Origin of the sequence: uncultured Sphingorhabdus sp. (assembly GCF_937872355.1) — a bacterium.
Lineage (GTDB): Bacteria > Pseudomonadota > Alphaproteobacteria > Sphingomonadales > Sphingomonadaceae > Sphingorhabdus_B.
Genome location: NZ_CALMSV010000255.1, coordinates 1 through 13,980 on the forward strand (window position 1 = coordinate 1; position 13,980 = coordinate 13,980).

The window sequence follows — 13,980 nt, forward strand, 5'->3', positions numbered from 1 at the left end:
AGGGCTTTCAAGCGACCAACGTCGCGGTCGGCCAGCGCAGCGCCGGACGCGTTGAGATTGTCGACGGGCTGAAGCCCGGCGCCGTGATCGCGACCAAGGGCGCGTTCCTGCTCAAAGCCGAACTCGGCAAGGGCGAGGCGGAGCATTGAGATGATCGAAAAACTTCTCGATGCGGCGATCCGCTTCCGCTGGGGTGTGGTCATCGCCACGCTCATCGTCGCGGCCTTCGGTGCAGCGCAGCTTTTGAAGTTGCCGATCGACGCCGTTCCCGACATCACCAACAAGCAGGTACAGATCAACACCGTCGCGCCCGCTTTGGGGCCGCTCGATATGGAGCGGCTAGTTACCTTTCCGGTCGAAACCGCGATGGCGGGCATCCCCGGCCTTGAGAGCTCGCGCTCGATCTCGCGCAACGGTTTCAGCCAGGTCACGGTCGTGTTCGAGGAAAGCACCGACCTTTATTTCGCGCGCCAGCAGGTTGCCGAACGCTTGACCCAGGCCAAGGAAAGCCTGCCCGACGGCATCGAGCCGCAAATGGGGCCGGTGACCACAGGGCTTGGCGAAGTGCTGATGTATGTCGTCGAGTATGAGCCTGCGGGAACCAAGGCCAATCCGAAGATCGCGGGCAAACCTGGCTTCCAGCCCGATGGCAGCTATCTCTCCACCGACGGCAAGATGCTCACTGACGAGGTCTCGAAGCTCGCATACCTGCGCACGGTGCAGGATTGGGTGATCCGGCCACAGCTCAAAACCGTCGCGGGCGTAGCTGGAATCGACAGCATCGGCGGCTATGAAAAACAGTTCGTGGTCGAACCCGATCCGGCGAAGCTCGCAACCTACCATATCTCCTTCTCGGAACTCGCCGAGGCGCTGGAAAAGGCCAATATCTCGGTCGGCGCGAATTTCGTCGAACGCGGCGGCGAGGCGTTTCTGGTCAAGGCCGATGGCCGCATCCGCACGCTCGATGAAATCGGGCGCGCCACCGTCGCCACGCGCGGCGGCGTGGCGGTGGCGGTGCGCGATGTGGCGAATGTCCGTATCGGCGGCGATCTGCGCACCGGCGCGGCTTCGGAAAACGGCAATGAGGTGGTCGTCGGCACCGCCTTGATGATCGCAGGCGGCAACAGCCGGATCGTTGCCGATGCGGTTGCCGCGCGCTTGGGCGAAGTCGCCAAGTCGATGCCGCCGGGGATCAAGGTCAAGACCGTCCTCGACCGCTCGAAGCTGGTCAACGCGACGATCTGGACGGTCGAAAAGAACCTACTCGAAGGCGCGTTGCTGGTCATCGCGGTGCTGTTCTGGCTGCTCGGCAATATCCGCGCCGCGATCATTGCCACGCTGGTCATCCCGCTATCTTTCCTGATGATGGCGATGGGCATGAACGCCACCGGCACGTCGGGCAATCTGATGAGCCTTGGCGCGCTCGATTTCGGGCTGATCGTCGATGGCTCGATCATCATCATCGAGAATTGCCTACGAAGATTGGCCGAACGCCAGCATCATGAAGGCCGTTTGCTCAGCCTGACCGAGCGGCTGCACGAGGTCTTCGAAGCCTCGCGCGAAATGGTGCGCCCGACCATTTATGGCCAGGCGATCATCTTCCTTGTCTTCGCGCCCTTGCTCACCTTCACCGGCGTAGAGGGTAAGATGTTCTCACCGATGGCGATCACCGTCATGCTCGCGCTGGCGGGGGCTTTCGTCCTGTCTCTGACCTTTGTTCCCGCGATGGTCGCGCTGCTCATTCGCGGCGAGGTGGCTGAGAAGGAAGTGAAGGCCGTCGCCTACGCCAAGCAACGCTATGTGCCGCTGCTCGACAAGGCGGTCGCGCGGCCCTGGCCGTGGATCGGCGCGGGCGTTGGCGCATTCGTGCTGGCGGGCCTCGTCTTCCTGATGCTGGGCCGCGAGTTCATCCCGCAGCTCGACGAAGGCGACATCGCGCTGCAAGGCATCCGCATCCCTTCGACTTCGCTCAACCAGTCGCTGACGCTCCAGCGGCAAATCGAGAAGGCGGCGACGTCGCTCCCTGAAGTCGCTTATATGTTCTCGAAGACCGGGACGGCGGAGGTCGGCACCGATCCGATGCCCGCCAACATCTCGGACTCGTTCGTCATATTGAAGCCTAAGGACGAATGGCCTGCTGGGGTCGATACCAAGGATGAGGTGATCGAACGGCTCGAAGCCAAGTTGAAGCCGATGGTCGGCAGCGCCTTTGAAATCAGCCAGCCTATCGAGCTACGATTCAACGAGCTGATCGCCGGGGTGCGCGGCGACATCGCTATCAAACTCTATGGCGACGATCTCGACGCCATGAGCGCGACAGGCGCAAAGGTCGCCGCCGTCCTCAACACGGTGCCGGGCGCTGCCGACGTCAAGGTCGAACAGACCGAGGGCTTTCCGCAGCTCGACGTGAAGTTCGACCGCGATGCCATCGCCCGCTACGGCCTGACGCTCGAAGATGTGACCGATACCGTGGCGGCTGCATTGGGCGGGCGCGAGGCCGGGATCGTCTTCGAGGGCGACCGGCGGTTCGATATCGTCGTGCGCCTGCCCAATGCGGGCCGCGACGATCTGGACGCGGTGGGTGCGCTACCGGTCATGCTGCCGCAGGAAGGCACGTCGATACCGTTGGGTGCGGTCGCGAGCTTCGGCTTTTCCGAAGGGCTCAATCAGGTCAGCCGCGACAACGGCCAGCGCCGCGTCGTTGTCCAGGCCAATGTGCGCGGCAACGATCTGGGAAGCTTCATCGCCGAAGCGCAAAGCAAGGTCGCAGCCCAAGTGCAACTGCCGCCAGGAAGCGCAATCGAATGGGGCGGGCAGTTCGAGAATCTGCAAGCTGCATCGCGGCGGCTGTCGCTGGTCATCCCTATCGTCTTCGCGGCGATTTTCGGCATCTTGTTCGTTGCCTTGCGCGGGTTCCGTCCGGCGATTGCGGTTTATTCGGCAATCCCCTTGGGCCTCGCGGGAGGCGTATTCGCGCTCGCGCTGTGGGGACTGCCCTTCTCGGTATCGGCAGCGGTCGGCTTCATCGTGCTGGCGGGCGTCGGCGTATTGAACGGCCTCGTCGTAATGACCGCGATCAACCAGCGGATCGAGGCCGGGCTATCGGTCGCGCAGTCCATTGTCGAAGGGTCGCTCGAACGCTTCCGCGCCGTGCTGATGACCGGCATCGTCCCGGCCATCGGCTTCGTCCCGATGGCGCTCGCCACCGGGCAAGGCGCGGAAGTGCAAAAGCCGCTCGCCATCGTCGTCATCGGCGGGCTGATTACCTCGACGATCCTGACCCTCTTCGTGCTGCCCGCGATCAGCCAATTGCTGCTCAAGGGCCAGCACAAGCACCACGAGACAGGCGAATATGATGACGTTGACAAGTTCGGCGGTGAACTACCGGCATAGGAAGGATTGAACGATGGGCGCAGAACACGATCATGGTGGCGGTGGTCACGCCGGGCATAACCACGGCGCGGGGGCCAGCACAAAGCGGCTTGCCATCGCGCTTGGGCTGACCACGACGTTTCTCGTCGCGGAACTGGTCGGCGCGTTCGTGTTCGGCAGCCTCGCGCTGCTGTCCGACGCCGCGCACATGTTCACCGACAGCGCCGCGCTCGCGATTGCGTTGGCAGCAGTCAAAATCGGCCAGCGCCCGCCCGACGACCAGCGCACCTTTGGCTACCGCCGCTTTGAAATCCTTGCCGCTGCGTTCAACGCCATCCTGCTGTTCGTGGTCGCGGGTTATGTGCTGATCGAGGGCATTGGCAGGTTCTTCGAACCGAGGCCGGTTGAGTCGGTGGGGATGCTGATCGTCGCCAGCGTCGGCTTGATCGTGAATCTGATCTCGATGCGCATCCTTGCTGGCGGCAAGGAAGACAGCCTCAACGTCAAAGGGGCCTATCTCGAAGTTTGGGCCGACATGCTCGGCTCGCTGGGCGTGATTGCGGCTGCCATCGCGATCTATTTCACCAAACTCGACTGGATCGACCCGGTGGTCGCCATCGCCATTGGCCTGTGGGTGCTGCCGCGCACATGGAAGCTTTTGAGCGATACCACCCATATTTTGCTCCAAGGCGTGCCGCGCGGCTTCGACTTGAAGGCGATCCGCGGCGCGATGGGCGAAGTGGCGGGCGTAACCGGCGTTCACGACCTCCATCTATGGTCGGTCGCGGGCGACGATGCCAGCCTGACCGCGCATGTCGCGGTGGCCGAAGGTCGCGACGCCGAGGCCGTCCGCAAGGCACTAACCGAAATGCTCGAAGCCCGCTTCGCTATCCACCATGCGACGATCCAGACCGAAAGCGAGCCGTGCGGCGATGCGGAGAGTTTGCACGCCTGATTGATGGCAGTCAGTACGACCGGCTCCGATGCGTCTCGCAAATCAGAACTAGCGCCCCAAAATCCTCACGTTCGCCAAGGTGTGCGGCAATCGTGCGGACGCACTCGATGGGCAAGCCATTCTCATGCGCGACCTGACGCAGATAGTCGTCCCGGCACTCCGCCCAGCAAGCCCGATACATCAAAAGCAAATCGGTCATTGTCCCTTCCTTCCAGCTGAAAGCCGCTTGCCAGCGACATCCGGCTCTGCCTTCCGGCGAGGACGGGAGGGGGAGGGAAAACGGGAATCGACGCCCTGGCGGGGCAGCGGGCGCGCAGCGACCGCCACACGGGGGCGTCTATTCCGGTTTGGGAACGAGAGGGCAAAGCCCTTGGCATTCCCTCAAATCGGGAAAACGGAGGCGGTTAGCCTCCCCCCAGCCGCAACGCGGCGCAGGAACGGCACCCTTGTGGGCGGCGCGACGCCGCCGGATGGTGTGCGCGCGGGCCTGTGCGCCAGCGCCCATCCGGCAAGGAGAGAGGCAAGAGTGCCAGCGGGTCAGCGCAAAAATGCCGCGCCCTCAGGAGCGCCAAAGGCGCGGGACAGAGCGCGTCCTTGAACCTTCCCGCTCACTATCCCTGCTCCCGATCGCAACCCGAGTGGGCCGGGACTACCGGCCCGGTCCGCGCCAGCGGATAGAGCGGGTCGCCCAAAGGGCAGCGCAACAGGTGTCGCTACTTTGATCTGTCACGGAGCTAGAGGTCGCGCGCGAATTACAAGCGAATCGGCATGTGGCGGTCGCATCGCAGAAACCGCCGACTCAGACGTTAAATCCGGCCACACCCGGCGCAAATTTGCGTCGAAAGCATCGGCGGATGCGATCAGCCTTGGGAATCCGCTTCCGACAGTCGAAATTCTTTCCGCCGCGCCTTGCCCAACCTTGTCCCTCCAATGCCCGCCGCTGCCGTCTCTAGCCGTCCGCAAGCCGTCATTGCGCGATGCAACTCTTTGCGCGCCTGCGCTTGCATTCGTCGGAAACGCCCTTGCGCGGTCAATTGCTTCGGCCAATCTTCATCTCATGGGGAGCCAATGACTGTCACCGAATGAAAGAGCGTCCCATGTCAAACTCCGAAAAGATTATCCGCCTCAAGACCGTTCTGGCCCGAACCGGCCTCTCCCGCTCGACGATGTATCGCAAGATCAAGGAAGGCACTTTCCCGTGTCAGGTGCGGATCAGCATCCACGGCGCGGGCTGGCGGGAATCGGCCATCAATTGCTGGATCGACGATCCGGTCGGCTATCGCAACGAAAGTGCAAGGCTGTGAGCGAGCCGATCTGCGTCAGGATCAACGACGCCGCCCGCATGATCGGCGTTGGCCGCACCAAGCTCTATGAGTTGATTGCGGCCAACGAGGTCGAGACAGTGAAGCTCGGAAAATCGACGCGCGTCACCACCGCCAGCTTGCGCGAGCTCATCAAGCGGCAGCGGGTAGCGGAATAGCGGTGTCGTCCAGATACAGCGCCCATAGCGCCATCAACTTGCGCCGTTTCTCGAAAAAGTCCGTCCGTCGGTAGGCTGCTTCAACTTTGTTGGGCAGCTTATGCGCCAGCGCCTTATCGGCGACCTCCTTGGGAAAGTCGGTCATCTCCGCCGCCCAATCGGTGAAGGCGGAGCGGAAGCCGTGGACGGTAACGCCCGCGATGCCGTCGTCGCGCAATAGCTTGGTCATCGTCATATCGCTGATCGGTGTTTCGCCATTGTTGCTGAATACCAATCCGGTGTCGCTCGTGCGCGCATGCCAGCGCCCTCGCAGCAAGGCGACTGCGGGCGCTGACAGCGGCACGATATGGGTCTCGCGCGCCTTCATGCGCTCGCCGGGGATGGTCCAGACGCCTTTATCCAAATCGAACTCCGTCCAGACCGCAAAACGCGTCTCGTTCGAGCGGACGGCGTTGTAGATGGTGAAGCGCAGTGCATCGCGGCCCGTGGTCGGCGCTGCGGCTGCCAGCTTCGCCACGAGCGCCGGAACCTCCGAATAAGGCATGGCGGCAAGATGCCCCGCCTTCTCAAGCTGTCGGGGAAGCCCTTTGCGCACGGAACGCAACGAAACCTCATCCGGCAGCCACCCCTTGATATGTGCGAAGTCCAGCACAGCGCCGATGCGCTGTAGGATGCGCCGCGCAGTGTCAGGAACTTCAAGCCAGATGGGCGTAAGCACCTCAACGACCGCAACGCTGTCCACGGCATTCACGGCGCGCGCCCCAATGATCGGGAAGACATGGTTCTCGAAGCTGGAAATCCAACTGGTCTGCCGCCGGTTCTTCCAACCTGCTTTCAAAGAGTCGTAGCATTCGCGCGCCACCGCCTCGAAGCTCGGGATGACTTTGCGCGCCATCCGCCGTTCGGCAACAGGATCGCAACCCTCACGCACCTGCCGCCGCAAGGCCGCAGCCGCATTGCGCGCATCGGCAAGCGAAACCTCGGTTGCCGAACCCAAGCCATAGTCGCGTCGCTTGCCAGATTGCTGCATCCGCAGCACCCAAGTCCGCGCCCCGCTATCCTTGACCACCAAGCAAAGCCCCCGGCCATCGCAATGGCGACCCGGCTTCGCGTTCTTCACTTTCAATATTGTCAGCGCCATCGGTTCGATTCCTGCCTAATGCGTTCCCACATTCGTTCCCACACTTTGATGGGAATTCAGGCAAATCGACGCTCGGTCGTCTCATCTGCGGGCTCTATGAACCGACCGAAGGCAGCTATCGCATAGACGGCCTCGATAGCCGCCAGCATCACCCACACGAAGTCCGCGCCGCCCTGCGTTTTGTTGGGCAGGATGCCGAATTGTTTAGCGGCACCGTGCGCGAAAACCTGCTACTAGGCGCACGCAACCTTGACGAAGAACGCTTGCTCGCGGCAGTTACAGCCTCCGGTGCCGATGGCTTCATCGGCCGCGATGCTGCCGGTTTCGACCTGCATATTGGCGAGCGCGGATCGCGCCTTTCCGGCGGACAGCGCAGCTTCATGGTTCTGGCGCGTGCGCTCGTAGAGCCCTGCAAATTGCTGTTCCTCGATGAACCTACCGGCGCGATGGATACACAAACCGAACGCCTTTTCATTGATCGTCTCAACAAGGCCATGAAGCCAGAGCAGACGCTCATTGTTTCCACCCACCGCAACGCCATGCTCGCGATTGTCGATCGTCTTATCGTGATCGACAAGGGTCGCATTATCGCAGACGGGCCGCGGGATCAGATACTTGCCAAGGCTGGCTTGGCGGGAGAATGACCATGCACGCATCCCTGTTAGACGCGACCAAAGACCATGCAGCGCCTGAAAGCGCCAAAAGGTCCAACCGGCCTGTCCTGATATTCTTCGGAATATTGACCGCGCTCGCCCTGCTTGCGGTGACGCTTCGCGATACTGATCTTTCACGGCTGCCATCGATTTTGGGGCTAGGCGAACCTGCACAAGCAGCATCTGTGCCGCAGATGAGCGAAAACGAGCGGCGGGCTCTGCTTTCGATCACCGAAGCTGCACTTGAAAAGCCGGAGCTGATTGGTGAGGATGCGCTGGCGAAGAATGAAGCTTTGCCTTTTTCTGACGCCCCAATCCTCGCGGCCAAGCCGTTTGCGATCCGCAACTATTTTTCGGGCGCTGGGCTAACAGCTCTGCAATGCATGACACAGGCGGTGTATTACGAAGCCGCCTATGAACCGCTTCAGGGCCGCCGCGCCGTAGCCCAAGTTGTGCTCAACCGTGTGCGTCACCCAGCCTTCCCCAATTCGGTGTGCGGCGTTGTCTATCAGGGGTCGAACCAGCGCGTTTGCCAGTTCAGCTTCACCTGTGACGGCTCGCTCAACCGCAAACCTTCGGCGGCAGCCTGGGCCGCAGCGGAAGCGGTCGCGCGTGAAGCGCTGACCGGCTATGTTGAGCGCTCGGTCGGGCAGGCGACGCATTATCATGCCAATTATGTCTCGCCCTACTGGGCCCCCAAGCTGACCAAGATTTCGCAGCTGGGTGCGCACATCTTCTATCGCTGGCCCGGCAAATGGGGCATGCCCGGCGCCTTTACGGCAAGCTATTCGGGCGTTGAGGGTATCCCTGCACTGAACAATCTTGCGGCCCTTGGTGAAGAAGGCCTCATGACCGAACAGCTAACCGTTGACCAGCAAACCGAAGCCCTCGCGCGATCGAAGCTTGCGCCCGAACTGGTGCCGATGCGCGCCGCCGAAAATGATGTCGGTGGCCGCCTGGATATTAGCAAGGGCTGGACACTAAGCATTCCTGATCCGCGCGAAACCCGCGGCGCATCGTCCGCTGTTACCCAACGCCAGTCGTCCGGTGGCGCGGATGCAGTGAAAACTGCTATGGGTGGTCAATGAGAGCTTTACTCGATTGGTACAGGGGCCAGAGCGGCTCACGCCAGATCATCGTTGCCGCGACCGCAGGTTTCCTGCTTTTCCTGATCTGGGCGAGTTTTGCGCAGATTGACGAGGTGACCCGTGGTCAGGGGCGGGTGATCCCGTCGAGCAAGATGCAATTGGTGCAGGCAGCCGAGCCAGCCACAATCAAGGATATCCTGGTCCGTTCAGGTCAGCGTGTGCGCAAGGGCCAGTTGCTGGTACGCCTCGACGATACCGAATCTTCGTCGCAATTAGGCCAGATTGCTGCAGAGAACCGTTCGCTTGCTGCCCGTGCAGCGCGTCTGTCGCGCGAAGGCGGTACAGGCGGGGGCCGCCCGCCCAATCCCGATGGGAGCATTCCTGAAGAATGCCGTCAAGAAGCAGCATTGGCATCCGTGCGCGCCTCCGCCTTGCGTAGCCGCATCTCCGCCATGGGTGCCGCCGTCGAGCAGCGCCGCCGCGACTATGGCGAAGCACAAGCTACCGTCGCCAGCCTGCGCCAGAGCCTTCAGCTTGCCCAAAACCAGGTAAACATGCTGGCGCCGCTCGCCGCGAAATCGATAGTACCGCAGACTGAGTTGCTGTCAGCGCAGCGTGAGGTGACCGATATTCAGGGTCGCCTTGCTGCTGCCCAGCAAGCCGCGTCGCGCGCACAGGCGGCTATCGCCGAAGCGCAGGCGCAGGCTTCCGAAGCCGGTTTCCAGTTCAAACAGGAAGCACTGGACGAGCGTAGCCAGATCGCCACCAAGATTGCGGTGAACGAACAGTCGCTGAAAGGCGCTGAAGGCCGCGTCAACCGGGCCGAAATCCGTTCTCCTGTTGATGGCGTGGTCAACGATGTACAGGTAACCACCATTGGCGGTTTCGTGCAGGCCGGTGAAAAGATCATGCAGGTCGTGCCGGTGGGCGACAAACTGCTGGTCGAAGCCCGGGTCACTCCGAGTGACATCGCCTTCATCAAGGTCGGTGACCGGGCGAATGTCAAAGTGACCGCTTATGATTTTTCGATCTATGGGGGCCTGTCGGGTCGCGTGGTCCAGGTCTCCGCCGACAGCATTTATGACGAGGTTACGAAAGAAGCCTATTTCACGGTGGTCGTCGAAACCGACAAGTCCTATTTGCTGTCGGCAGGTAAGCGCCTGCCCATCAGCCCCGGCATGATCTGTGATGTCGAAATCATCACCGGTCGCAAGAGCATTCTCAGCTACCTGCTGAAGCCGCTGATCAAGGCACGCTCGGAAGCGCTACGCGAACGGTGAGTCCGGCTTAGCTGCTGAGCGCAGCGATACGGATCGGGGCTGGCTGAACGACTTCTGGTTGAGCCGCATAGCCGTGCAGCCATGCTTTGCCCGCCGAATAGCTCATTACCGGACGGTAGTCGCGGATAGTGGCTGCATCGACAATGCGGTCGGTGTTGTTGTCGAGCACCATCAGGCGGTCGCCGTTCCGCACGACCAGCAACGCATGGTCTGCGCGGCGGACGAGATCTTTGGCGATAACCAGGAACATGTCGCCCCGGGCCACACCAGCTGCTTCAAGCAGTTTCATCTTGGCGATGGCATAATCTTCGCAATCGCCCTGCCCTGCGCGCAGCGTTTCGGTCGCGGTAGCCCAGCGATCAGCAACCTTGAAGCGGACCGAATCGTCGATGAAGTTGACGCGTCGGTTGACCCAGCTATTGACCAGTTCAATCTTTGCGCCCTGATCAAGTCCGCGGGCTTCGCCAACTACACTTCGCCATGGTCCGGCACGGCCCGACAACCCCGACGCCTGCGCGCGCTGCCACTTGCTGTCGAGCGGGGTGCGCCCGACCGAAAGAGCAACGCTACCAAACACATTGGGTTTGCTGACATCAACCTTGGGCAGCATCAATCCGGGCTGCATCTGCGGGCGACGCATGATCGAAACTGCGGCCAGACGCGACACCCACTGTGTGGCACGTGCACGCGGATCCAGATCGGGTTCGGCCGCGAATGTGGGCAAGCGCGTGAACGCCATCGCAGTACAAGGTGTTGCGGGAATTGTTGTCGGCCCTGCGGCCGGTGCCAACATCGCGACCTGCTGAACGGGTGCGGGTGCTGCAGCCGCAGCTTGCTGCGCACGAAGCTCATCAAGCTTGCTACGCGCACCGCCCAAAATCGCCTCTGACTTTGTCGGCGCTAAAGCCGGAGCCGCGATAGCCGTATCATAGCCAACCGGACAGCTGTGCTCGGTTGCCGGAGGGGGGACTATCAGTGCCCAAGCCGTAGCCGGGCAAAGGCTAGCCGTCAGCACAGCCGTGGCAAGGGCAAGACGCGCGCTGCGCTTCGTTCCGCTGGGAGCATGGATTTTCATGCTGCCCTAAATTGCAGGGAAAGGAGAATTTAGCGTTGAACGCTATGGTTGATAAACATGGTCGACAAATTGCGACAAAAGAGGGTTAACGGCTGTTAGCGAAGATTGTTTAGCGGCGGAACTCAGCTACGCTGCCAGTCGAACCAGCGCTGTGCCAATCGTTGCAGGCGCTCTGGTTTCCTTGCCAGGCGATATTGTCCGGCAGCAAATTTGTTCGCCTCACTCCATGTCGGGTAACTATGAATGGCGGCCATAAGCTTGCCGAGCGGCAGATTGTGCCGCATCGCAAAGACCAGTTCTGCAATCATCTCACCGGCATGGCTGGCAACGATGGTCGCCCCCAAAATCCTTTCCTTGCCGGGAACAGTCAGGATTTTGACGAAACCTTGCGCCTCGCCATCCGCAATGGCGCGATCGAGATCGTCGATATCATAGCGGGTGACATCAAAGGCGATGCCCTTTGCTATCGCCTCCGCTTCGGTCAGACCAACGCTCGCCACTTCAGGATCGGTGTAGGTGACGCGGGGGAGCACGCGGTAATCCGCCTTGAAGCTTTTGAACGGTCGTGCCAGCGCGTTGACGGTCGCGTACCATGCCTCGTGACTTGCGCCATGGGTGAGTTGCTGGTTCCCCGCAACGTCGCCAGCGACAAATATATGCGGCATCGCGGTCGCCAGTTTTGCATCGACAGCCAATCGCCCGTCGACCACCAAGCCCAGTTCCTCCAGCCCAAAACCGCTCACACGCGCCTTGCGCCCGACCGCAATGATGACTTCGTCATAGGCAATCGCCGATTGCTTGCCCTCGGCTTCGACCACCAACTGTTTCCCGCTATCAAAGCGCACCGCCTTGTGCCGGAGACGAACGTCAACGCCCTCTTGCTTCAGCGTCTCCGTCACAAGGGCAGCAGCATCGGCATCTTCTTTCAGCATCAGCCGGTCGGCCATTTCGACCAACGTCACCTGACTGCCGAGCCGCTGGAACGCCTGCGCCAATTCACAACCAATCGGGCCACCGCCCAAAATGGCCAGACGCCTTGGCGCGGTTTTGCGCGTAGCCATTTCGTCCCATAGCGTTTCGCTGGTAAGATAACCGCTTTCCTGAACGCCGGGAATAGGCGGCACGACCGGCGCGGCCCCCGTAGCGATGACGAACGCCTTAGCCGTCAGCCGCTGGCTGCTGCCATCGGCTTTGGCAATATCGACCGTCCATGGATCGACAAAACGCGCATAGCCCGTAACGCATTCAACACCGAGGCCGGTATAGCGTTCGATGCTGTCATGCGGCTCGATTGCGGTGATAACGTCGCGAATGCGTTGCATCACGCGCGGAAAGTCGACTGTTATCTCGCCAGTTTCAATCCCATAACGCACTGCATCGCGTGCGCTATGTGCCACGCGCGCGCTTTTGAGCAGCGCCTTTGAAGGTACGCAACCGGTATTCAGGCAGTCGCCGCCCATCTCGTGTGCTTCGACCAAGGTCACCTTGGCCTTGGCCATTGCCGCGATATAGGAAGAAACCAGCCCCGCAGCCCCCGCCCCGATCACGATCAGGTTGCGGTCGAACTTGCGCGGTTTGGGCCAGCTAACGGGCATTGACCTTTTTTACCGCAGCGACCAATCCGCGCGCAATCCACGGGAAGATACCAAGCAGCACGAACGAGCCAATGAGCGTCGGTGAAAGCAAACCGGCGGTCGAATCGACTTTGCTGATCTGCGTGCCCGCATTCACAAAAACGGCCGTTGCGGGCAGCATGCCGATCTGGCTGACCCAGTAAAAGGTGCGGGTTTTGATCCGTGTCAGCCCCATTAGCAGATTGACCACAAAGAAGGGAAAGAGCGGGATCAGCCGGATTGTGAAGAGATACATTGCCCCGTCCCGAGCAATGCCATCATCAATCGCTTTCAGGCGTTCGCTAAATTTAGATTGCACCCAATCACGCAGCAGGAAACGAGCCGACAGGAAAGCAAGCGTCGCCCCAATCGATGCGGCAAAGGACACGATGATTGTGCCAGTGACCACACCGAACAACGCGCCCGCAACCAGCGACATGATCGCCGCGCCCGGCAAGGAGAGGGCTGTGACGACGACCTAGATCAGGAAGAACCCGCCAATATAGAGCAGCGGGTTGGCGTCCTTGGCCTCTAAGATCTGCGCCTGCTGCGCCTTGAAGGCATCGAGGCTGAGATACTGGCCAAGGTCGAACCAGAAATAGGCGGCAATCGCCACCGCGAGCAGAGCCAGCAGGGCGATGCGCTTGTTCATGCTGCCAGAACCCTAATGGGCATGCCAATCAAAACGGTACATCATCGTCAAGGTCGTCAGAGAAATCCCCGCCGCCAAAGCCAGATGAGCCGCCTTGCCAGCCGCCACCAGACTGGCCGCCACCACCGCTGGACGGCGCACCGCCACCGCTGCCCCAACCATCATTGCCACCGCCTTGACCGCCGCGCGCGCCATCGAGCATGACAAGCTTGCCATCAAAGCCGCCTACACTGATTTCGGTGGTGTAACGGTCGTTTCCGGACTGGTCCTGCCATTTGCGGGTGCGCAACTGGCCCTCAATGTAAACTTTCGCGCCCTTACGCAGATAGCGTTCGGCAACCCCAACAAGCCCGTCCGACTGAAGCACCACCTGGTGCCATTCGGTACGCTCTTTCTTTTCGCCGGTCTGGCGATCTTTCCAGTCTTCCGACGTCGCGATGCGCAGGTTCGCGATGCGACCGCCATTCTGGAATGATTTCACCTCGGGATCCGCGCCCAGATTGCCGACCAAAATAACCTTGTTGACGCTGCCCGCCATATTGTTCCTCGCCTGTCTAAATTGGGATTCTGTCGACTGCTATAAGCCGAAGGCACGGGCTGTCCAATAAGTAATCCCGGCGGCAGCATATGCGAGGGCGAAGAGATAGGTGACCATGAAGATGGGCCATTTC

14 protein-coding genes and 1 pseudogene are annotated in these 13,980 nt (G+C 61.1%); 8 read left to right on the plus strand and 7 right to left on the minus strand.

Going from position 1 to position 13,980, the window contains the following annotated elements:
- The 3 genes and pseudogenes from Q0239_RS16255 to Q0239_RS16265 form a co-directional block, all read left to right on the plus strand.
- Positions 1–149, plus strand: a pseudogene (locus tag Q0239_RS16255) (efflux RND transporter periplasmic adaptor subunit); the annotation flags it as partial.
- A 1-nt stretch (position 150) separates the two neighbouring features.
- Positions 151–3,393 (plus strand): CusA/CzcA family heavy metal efflux RND transporter, encoded by a 3,243-nt coding sequence (locus Q0239_RS16260; protein ID WP_298604812.1) that lies wholly within the window; start codon positions 151–153, stop codon positions 3,391–3,393.
- Positions 3,394–3,406: 13 nt separating this feature from the next.
- Complete coding sequence (locus tag Q0239_RS16265; RefSeq protein ID WP_298604814.1) at positions 3,407–4,327, plus strand: cation diffusion facilitator family transporter; 921 nt, start codon at positions 3,407–3,409, stop codon at positions 4,325–4,327.
- Between the two features lie 10 nt (positions 4,328–4,337).
- Here the strand turns inward: Q0239_RS16265 and Q0239_RS16270 are convergent, their stop codons facing one another.
- A complete protein-coding gene (locus Q0239_RS16270; RefSeq protein WP_298604816.1) occupies positions 4,338–4,526 on the minus strand; it encodes a hypothetical protein in 189 nt (62 codons plus the stop codon).
- An 898-nt stretch (positions 4,527–5,424) separates the two neighbouring features.
- On the opposite strand from Q0239_RS16270, the gene Q0239_RS16275 reads away from it, so the two are divergent.
- Entirely contained in the window at positions 5,425–5,631 is a 207-nt protein-coding gene (locus tag Q0239_RS16275) for an AlpA family transcriptional regulator (protein WP_298604818.1), read from the plus strand.
- 38 nt (positions 5,632–5,669) lie between these two features.
- Positions 5,670–5,807: a hypothetical protein gene (locus Q0239_RS16280; RefSeq protein WP_298604834.1), complete on the plus strand. Its 138-nt coding sequence runs from the start codon at positions 5,670–5,672 to the stop codon at positions 5,805–5,807.
- On the opposite strand, the gene Q0239_RS16285 is transcribed toward Q0239_RS16280, so the two are convergent.
- The gene (locus tag Q0239_RS16285) at positions 5,782–6,948 is read right to left on the minus strand and encodes a site-specific integrase (RefSeq protein ID WP_298604819.1); all 1,167 of its coding nucleotides are present in this window, start codon (positions 6,946–6,948) and stop codon (positions 5,782–5,784) included. The two genes, Q0239_RS16280 and Q0239_RS16285, sit on opposite strands and share 26 nt — an antisense overlap.
- Between Q0239_RS16285 and Q0239_RS16290 the strand changes: the two genes are divergently transcribed.
- Genes Q0239_RS16290 through Q0239_RS16300 form a run of 3 tightly spaced genes read left to right on the plus strand, consistent with a single transcriptional unit; the run spans position 6,936 to position 9,969 of the window.
- Complete coding sequence (locus Q0239_RS16290; RefSeq protein WP_298604821.1) at positions 6,936–7,592, plus strand: ATP-binding cassette domain-containing protein; 657 nt, start codon at positions 6,936–6,938, stop codon at positions 7,590–7,592. The genes Q0239_RS16285 and Q0239_RS16290 overlap by 13 nt on opposite strands.
- 2 nt (positions 7,593–7,594) lie before the next feature.
- On the plus strand, positions 7,595–8,689 hold the full coding sequence (locus tag Q0239_RS16295; protein WP_298604823.1) for a cell wall hydrolase: 1,095 nt from the start codon (positions 7,595–7,597) through the stop codon (positions 8,687–8,689).
- Complete coding sequence (locus Q0239_RS16300) at positions 8,686–9,969, plus strand: HlyD family type I secretion periplasmic adaptor subunit (RefSeq protein ID WP_298604825.1); 1,284 nt, start codon at positions 8,686–8,688, stop codon at positions 9,967–9,969. The genes Q0239_RS16295 and Q0239_RS16300 overlap by 4 nt, the downstream gene beginning before the upstream one ends.
- A 7-nt stretch (positions 9,970–9,976) precedes the next feature.
- On the opposite strand, the gene Q0239_RS16305 is transcribed toward Q0239_RS16300, so the two are convergent.
- The 5 genes from Q0239_RS16305 to ssb form a co-directional block, all read right to left on the minus strand.
- Entirely contained in the window at positions 9,977–11,044 is a 1,068-nt protein-coding gene (locus Q0239_RS16305; RefSeq protein ID WP_298604827.1) for a transglutaminase-like cysteine peptidase, read from the minus strand.
- Between the two features lie 122 nt (positions 11,045–11,166).
- A complete protein-coding gene (locus Q0239_RS16310) occupies positions 11,167–12,639 on the minus strand; it encodes an FAD-dependent oxidoreductase (RefSeq protein WP_298604828.1) in 1,473 nt (490 codons plus the stop codon).
- Positions 12,629–13,096: a VTT domain-containing protein gene (locus tag Q0239_RS16315; RefSeq protein ID WP_298604829.1), complete on the minus strand. Its 468-nt coding sequence runs from the start codon at positions 13,094–13,096 to the stop codon at positions 12,629–12,631. The genes Q0239_RS16310 and Q0239_RS16315 overlap by 11 nt, the downstream gene beginning before the upstream one ends.
- A gap of 39 nt (positions 13,097–13,135) precedes the next feature.
- A complete protein-coding gene (locus Q0239_RS16320; RefSeq protein WP_298604830.1) occupies positions 13,136–13,309 on the minus strand; it encodes a hypothetical protein in 174 nt (57 codons plus the stop codon).
- Positions 13,310–13,337: 28 nt separating this feature from the next.
- Entirely contained in the window at positions 13,338–13,847 is a 510-nt protein-coding gene (gene ssb / locus Q0239_RS16325; protein ID WP_298604832.1) for a single-stranded DNA-binding protein, read from the minus strand.
- Between the last annotated feature and the right edge of the window lie 133 nt (positions 13,848–13,980).

Coding starts and splice junctions, on each gene's coding strand:
- Q0239_RS16310 (WP_298604828.1), bottom strand. CDS start 12,639: ATGCCCGTTAGCTGGCCCAAACCGCGCAAGTTCGACCGCAACCTGATC.
- Q0239_RS16300 (WP_298604825.1), top strand. CDS start 8,686: ATGAGAGCTTTACTCGATTGGTACAGGGGCCAGAGCGGCTCACGCCAG.
- Q0239_RS16295 (WP_298604823.1), top strand. CDS start 7,595: ATGCACGCATCCCTGTTAGACGCGACCAAAGACCATGCAGCGCCTGAA.
- Q0239_RS16315 (WP_298604829.1), bottom strand. CDS start 13,096: ATGTCGCTGGTTGCGGGCGCGTTGTTCGGTGTGGTCACTGGCACAATC.
- Q0239_RS16275 (WP_298604818.1), top strand. CDS start 5,425: ATGTCAAACTCCGAAAAGATTATCCGCCTCAAGACCGTTCTGGCCCGA.
- ssb (WP_298604832.1), bottom strand. CDS start 13,847: ATGGCGGGCAGCGTCAACAAGGTTATTTTGGTCGGCAATCTGGGCGCG.
- Q0239_RS16265 (WP_298604814.1), top strand. CDS start 3,407: ATGGGCGCAGAACACGATCATGGTGGCGGTGGTCACGCCGGGCATAAC.
- Q0239_RS16280 (WP_298604834.1), top strand. CDS start 5,670: ATGATCGGCGTTGGCCGCACCAAGCTCTATGAGTTGATTGCGGCCAAC.
- Q0239_RS16285 (WP_298604819.1), bottom strand. CDS start 6,948: ATGGCGCTGACAATATTGAAAGTGAAGAACGCGAAGCCGGGTCGCCAT.
- Q0239_RS16320 (WP_298604830.1), bottom strand. CDS start 13,309: ATGAACAAGCGCATCGCCCTGCTGGCTCTGCTCGCGGTGGCGATTGCC.
- Q0239_RS16270 (WP_298604816.1), bottom strand. CDS start 4,526: ATGACCGATTTGCTTTTGATGTATCGGGCTTGCTGGGCGGAGTGCCGG.
- Q0239_RS16260 (WP_298604812.1), top strand. CDS start 151: ATGATCGAAAAACTTCTCGATGCGGCGATCCGCTTCCGCTGGGGTGTG.
- Q0239_RS16305 (WP_298604827.1), bottom strand. CDS start 11,044: ATGAAAATCCATGCTCCCAGCGGAACGAAGCGCAGCGCGCGTCTTGCC.